5 protein-coding genes are annotated in these 5546 nt (G+C 67.1%); 4 read left to right on the top strand and 1 reads right to left on the bottom strand.

The genetic code is table 11. The annotated features are described in order from the left end of the window. Nucleotides 1–58: 58 nt before the first annotated feature. Entirely contained in the window at nucleotides 59–343 is a 285-nt protein-coding gene (locus tag ACQEVO_RS26450; RefSeq protein WP_432918472.1) for a hypothetical protein, read from the top strand. A 51-nt stretch (nucleotides 344–394) separates the two neighbouring features. Next, nucleotides 395–1951 carry a hypothetical protein gene (locus ACQEVO_RS26445; protein WP_432918469.1) on the top strand — a complete coding sequence of 519 codons (1557 nt, stop codon included), beginning with the start codon at nucleotides 395–397 and terminating at the stop codon, nucleotides 1949–1951. 54 nt (nucleotides 1952–2005) lie between these two features. On the opposite strand, the gene ACQEVO_RS26440 is transcribed toward ACQEVO_RS26445, so the two are convergent. Next, nucleotides 2006–3076 (bottom strand): hypothetical protein, encoded by a 1071-nt coding sequence (locus ACQEVO_RS26440; protein ID WP_432918467.1) that lies wholly within the window; start codon nucleotides 3074–3076, stop codon nucleotides 2006–2008. A 656-nt stretch (nucleotides 3077–3732) separates the two neighbouring features. On the opposite strand from ACQEVO_RS26440, the gene ACQEVO_RS26435 reads away from it, so the two are divergent. Further along, nucleotides 3733–4185 carry a hypothetical protein gene (locus ACQEVO_RS26435; protein ID WP_432918465.1) on the top strand — a complete coding sequence of 151 codons (453 nt, stop codon included), beginning with the start codon at nucleotides 3733–3735 and terminating at the stop codon, nucleotides 4183–4185. Further along, a complete protein-coding gene (locus tag ACQEVO_RS26430) occupies nucleotides 4182–5447 on the top strand; it encodes a flavin-dependent oxidoreductase (protein ID WP_432918462.1) in 1266 nt (421 codons plus the stop codon). Before ACQEVO_RS26435 ends, ACQEVO_RS26430 begins: the two co-directional genes overlap by 4 nt. Nucleotides 5448–5546: the final 99 nt, after the last annotated feature.

The following is a 5546-nucleotide window of genomic DNA, read 5'->3' as shown; positions in this document are numbered from 1 at the left end:
GCGCGCCGCGGCCGAGCCGCCGTGACCGAGACCGGAACAACATCGATGAGGAGCAGGTATGCGTATCGACCATCCGACCGACGACGAGTTGCGGGAGAACTTCGCCGAAATGCTCGAATCGGTGCGCAACGGCGGCGGCCTGCGCACCGAAACCGGTCTCGATATGGAGACCGAGGAGGCGCTGTGGGATATCGCGCGGGCGTATCCGGATGTCACCGACGAACTGGTGACGGCCGCCCGCGAAGCGTTCGCCGGCCAGCTGGACGGTTCGAATGCCCGTAGGCATCGCGAAGAACTCGCCCGTCAGTTCGAGGAGATGCGCCGCGCGCGCGGCGACAGCTGAGCACCGCGGCCCGAGCGACCGCGATACCGGTACGAGGAGAATGTTGCCGAAGTGACGAAACCAGATGAGGCGCCGGCCGCGCAGCCCGGTGTAGCAGCCGGTACGCCCACCGATATCGACGGGCAACCCGCGCCGGATGCCCCGGAACAGCCGGCCGCCACGCCCCCCGAAGGCGAGCCGGATGTGGGCTTCACGCTGGCCGCGGCCGTCGAGGAACAGGATGTGGCGCAGCGCGCTCGTGCGCTGATGCACCAGGTCGCCCGGGAACTGGGCGCGGTGGCCCCGGCGGGCTGGGAGCGGGTGGACGCGGTTTTCGCCTCGACGGTCGCCGTCGATGCCGGTTTCGCCGTCTTCTCCGACGGGCAGCAGCGCGCCGTCCGCTGGACCCCGACACCGCAGGTGCTGGCCCTGGTCCGCGAACACCGGCAACTCTCCGCCCGATTGGGTGACGGGCCGTGGTGGCGGTTGCTGATCAGTTTGACCGGTTCCGGGCAGATCGAGGTCGACTACGACTACGGCGACGAACCGTTTCCGGACGACCAGTTGTTCGCGCCCGAGATCTACCGCGCCGACCTGGAAACGTTTCCCCGTAAGACCCTCCCCGTGTGGCTGGCCGCCTACCTGTTCCACGGCGATCGTCAGCGGCGATCCCCGGCGTCGGCGGCGGCCCAGGCCGCCGCCGACCGCTCGGCCGGTGTCACCGGCGAGCCGGTCGAGGGGTTCCCGCCCTTTCCGGTGATGGCGGCGCGCTGGGCGGCGCTGTGTGCGGCGTTCGTGGCCGTGAAGTCGGAGTGGGGTCCGCGCCTCACACCGGGGTTGCGCTGGTTCGAGGGCGCGAGCCGCAGCGGCAGCACCCTGCATTCGCTGCCGGGTGGTCGCGCGGTGCTTTCGGGTGGGGTGTGGAACGCCCCGGAGCTGGACGCGGCCTACAACCAGGAGGCGCCGTTACCGGCGTTGTTCCGCGGTGCGCCGGAATGGGTGGCGGGCCCGGTGCTGAACGAGCGGTCGGGTGCGGGACAACTCACCTTCTGCTACTGGTGGGACGGCGGCCGATGGTATCGGGGTGAGTCCCCGGCCCCCGAAGCCGTCGCCGGCGCCGTACCGGGTATCTGGGACGCGGCGACGGTGGTACGGATCGTATCCGGCCTGATTCTCGAGGCGGACCCGTCCGACGAGCGGCTGGCGGCGATCGAAACCTTCGTAGCCGCCGCCGAATCCGCCACCCTCACCCGTGCCACCTTGACCGCGGTGTTTTCCGAAGCGGACGGGTTCGATATCGACAGCGCCTTCCACCAGTTGGTACTGGGCGGTGTGACCGCCCCGGAACCGCTTCCGGAACGGCAGGCGATCGAACGGGTCGGCCGGTATCTCCTCGAGAGCGGCGAGGACACGTCCGGCTATCCGGTGGACGAGCTGCGCGCGGACCGGGTGGACGGTGGCTGGATGGTGTTCGTCCCGGTGGCGCCGGGCGAGATCGCGATCGGCCGGGCGATCTTCTACGTGGCCGACGACGGTGTGCTGGAACGCTCGTCGTCCTCGGTCGCGCCATCGCAGTATCTCCCGGATTTCCGGCGCCGCTTCCGCAACCGCAACCGGTCGCTGCTGTAACTGCGGCCTGCGAGCCGCGCCGCGCACCGGCCGATCGGTGCGCGGCGGAGGCAATCAGCTCGCGGGATGGTGGACGAAGCCTTCGAGGGTGGTCAGCGTCTCCGCACGGTTGTCCCGGTGGCGCAGGCAGTACTTCGTCGGATACCAGCCGGGCTGCTGCCATGCCTGTGGTTGCTTGATATCGATGCAGGAGTCTTCCCCGCTGCCGCTGCGCAGGGCCTCGTATCGGGAGAGCGCCACCATCGGCTCGAGGAAGGTGATCTCGCCGTTCCAGCTTCCGTAGATGAAGGTGCTGGTGAAATCGCCGCCGTTCAATTCCGGGGTGGTCGAGTCGATCAGATGCTGGCCCATGCCCGGTTCGACCGCGTCCAGGTCGACGTAGTCGGGGTGACGGTACTTCGGGTCGGGCAGGATCTTGCCGAGCGGGTAATCGTCGCAGTGGGTGAGCTGCGGGCACGATCCGGGCCGGATGGCCAGTCGCTCGGCATTGTCGTTCAGATAGAAGTGGACATCGAAATGCGCGGTATCCCAGACGCCGGGCGGGACGTGCCCGTGCGGATTCCAGTTCGCCAGTACATAGGTGAACGGTATGTCCGCACGCGCAGTGAAGGCGTCGCCCAGCGGCAGGGCGTTCTCGTGGCCGCCGGCGCATTCGCCGTGATCGGCCACCACGCCGTCGGCGTTCTTGTCGTGACACCACAGGCGGCCCGACGGCGGTTCGTACGGCAGGCCGTCGTAGACGGCGTCGTCGGCCGCCAGCCCGATGGCGAGCGGTTCACCCGATTCGGCTGTCTGTGAGAAAGCGGTGAGCCGCCCGCCGCCGAGCGGTAGGCTCGCTCCGTATTCGGCGCACGGGCCGAGATAGGACCGGGTTGCGGCGAGTAGATCGGCGACCGCGGATTCGGCGATCCGGCGGTTGGATTCCCGGGCCGGATCTCCCTCGGCCACCTCACAAACCGTCACCGGGTTCGCGGCGTCGATGGTGGCCGGTGCCGCAGAATCCCGCCACAGGGGTATCACGATCAGCGCCGCGACCGCCGCGACTACGATCAGCAGTGTGGTCAGTATCGCCGGCTTGCGTCCGATGGATCGCGACCTACCCAGTGCCGCAGCGAGTTTGGACATATTCTCAACCTGCTTTCCAAGCGGCGGCGTGCTTTTCGGCATCCGGAGCCGATCTCGCCTCGGGCCGGGCTTCGACCGCGGCACCGAAAATGACATTGTCGTCCAATAGCCGAATTGCATTACCGCCTTACCGATGCGCAGAAACAATACAGCCGGCACGGCCGGTTGTGGTGTTCTCACCGAATGGAACACCGGCCCGGCTTCCGTATAGTGGAACGTTGGGAAATTGTGTGATTACGATCGGTGGCGGATCCGCAACGGATTGCCGAAGGTATTCGCCGGGTTTCCGGGATGATGAACTTCTGGCGTCATCCCGGTTACGGCGGATGTAGGTGTTATGTACCAGTTTACCGGCCTGAGGTGGAGCTGCATGCCGGTGTTCCGGGCCTGTCGGGCCTGCACAACTCGCGAACGCGCGAGGTAATGCCGAACAGATCCTGTCAGATGATAAATTTCCCGAGTTTGTAACCGGGTCATGCCGATCCGGTGTCCTGTGGTGAATTTCCCGGAAAACATCACGGTGGACTGTTCCCGCCAGCTGGAAACTTATGCGACAGCAATTATATTCGGCAGTTATGGCGGCCGAATCATCGACAGTTACAGAGACATCGGACTTTCCGGCGATAACCCGGGTCCTACTCAGATCCGACGGTTCGATGACAACTCTGCTGGAAGCTCTGGTCGGTGCCACCCTGCGCCTCGATCTGCTCGAGCAGTCCCATACGACCGCGGCCGAACTGACGAGTGGTATCCGCTGCGCTCTCGGTCTGCCCGGAGCGGCTCCGGTGATCGTCCGCCGTTCGGTCCTCACCATCGGGAACGGAACCGTGGTGTCCAAGAATTCGGTGGTGATCGTGGCGGGGCACGAGTCGGCTGCCGTACTCGCCGATCGGCACCGGCCGATCGGGCACAGTATGACCGCGATGGGGCATCACCTGGCGCGTATCGTGCTCGGCTCGGGTCTCACCACCTGGTCTCGAATCGGCACGGCGAACGGCGATCGCTGCGTATACAAGGAAAGCCTGTTGCGGGATCACGCGGACATTCCGGTGGCGCACCTGCACGAGCGCATCAGCCCCGAGTTCGCACCGCTGGCGGAGGCGCTGTGAAGGTCTTGGTCGCCGGGGCCGGAATCGGCGGCCTGACAACAGCATTGCGTCTGCACGCGGTGGGTATCGACGTGCTCGTCATCGACAGCGTCACCGAGTTGCTGCCGCTGGGGGTCGGTATCAACCTCCTGCCGCACGCCACGGCCGAACTGTGCGAACTCGGCCTCGGTGACGCCCTGGCCGGCCTGGCGATCCCCACCGCGGAGTTGGTCCATCTGGATCGGTTCGGCAACGAAATCTGGCGGGAACCCCGTGGCGTGGCCGCCGGCCACGATCATCCGCAGTACTCGGTGCACCGCGGTGAATTGCAGACCCTGCTCGCGGCCGCGGTGCGCGCTCGCCTCGGCTCCGGAGCGATTCGCACGGGTATGCGATTCGTCGCTGCCCGGCAATATCCGGACCGCGTGTGCAGCACGGTCCACGACCGAGCCCGCGACCGCACCGTCGAGATCACCACCGACCTGGTGATCGGCGCCGACGGACTGCACTCCGCGGTACGTGCCGGCCTGTATCCGGATGAAGGCGCGCCGCGCTGGAACGGCATCCGCATGTGGCGCGGTATCACGATGACCCGGCCGTTCCTGTCCGGCGCTTCCATGGTGATGGCCGGGAGCAATCACACTGCGAAACTGGTCGCCTACCCGATTTCGGCCGCGGCGCGGCGGGAGGGCAGGGCCTTGGTCAACTGGGTCGCCGAGGTCCGGATGCCGGACCATACGGAGCAGGCGGCGAACTGGCAGCGCACCGGCCGGCTCGACGATGTGCTACCGCACTATCGCGATTGGTGTTTCGACGGAATCGATGTCGGTGCGCTCCTCTCCGGCAGTGAGCGCATTCTGGAATATCCCATGGTCGACCGCGATCCGGTGCCGCGCTGGGTCTTCGGCCGGGTCGCCCTGCTGGGCGATGCCGCGCACCCGATGTATCCGATCGGTTCCAACGGCGGTTCGCAGGCGATTCTCGATGCCGGTGTGCTCGCCACCGAACTCGCCCGCGCCGCCGACCCGCGGGACGGTTTGGCTGCTTATGAGGCTGCCCGCCTGGACATCGCGAATGCTGTCGTGCTGGCCAACCGTGATATCCCGGCCGATCGGGTGCTGCGGCTGGTCGAGGAGCGCGCTCCGCAGGGTTTCGACCGAATAACGGACGTACTCACCGAGGACGAGCTCCGCGCGATCGCCGGGGGATACCAGCGGACCAGCGCTGCCCGCGTATCCGCCGCCCCCGATCGACCCGAACCCGTGACGGCACTGCCCAGCTGAATCAACGGCCCGGCCCCCTCTGTTCGGCTCGGGCCGGGCCGCCGGGGGTACCGGCGCGGCCTCGTGCGTTGGTACCCTCCGTATCAGAAGGGTTCGGCG

Origin of the sequence: Nocardia sp. CA-290969 (assembly GCF_050936135.1) — a bacterium.
Classification (GTDB): Bacteria; Actinomycetota; Actinomycetes; order Mycobacteriales; family Mycobacteriaceae; genus Nocardia.
The sequence above is the reverse complement of the archived record's forward strand: the minus strand, read 5'-3'. Positions and strand labels throughout refer to the sequence as shown.

Excerpts from the sequence above, each read along its gene's own strand:
- ACQEVO_RS26435 (WP_432918465.1), top strand. The coding sequence starts at position 3,733 with ATGACAACTCTGCTGGAAGCTCTGGTCGGTGCCACCCTGCGCCTCGAT.
- ACQEVO_RS26450 (WP_432918472.1), top strand. The coding sequence starts at position 59 with ATGCGTATCGACCATCCGACCGACGACGAGTTGCGGGAGAACTTCGCC.
- ACQEVO_RS26440 (WP_432918467.1), bottom strand. The coding sequence starts at position 3,076 with ATGTCCAAACTCGCTGCGGCACTGGGTAGGTCGCGATCCATCGGACGC.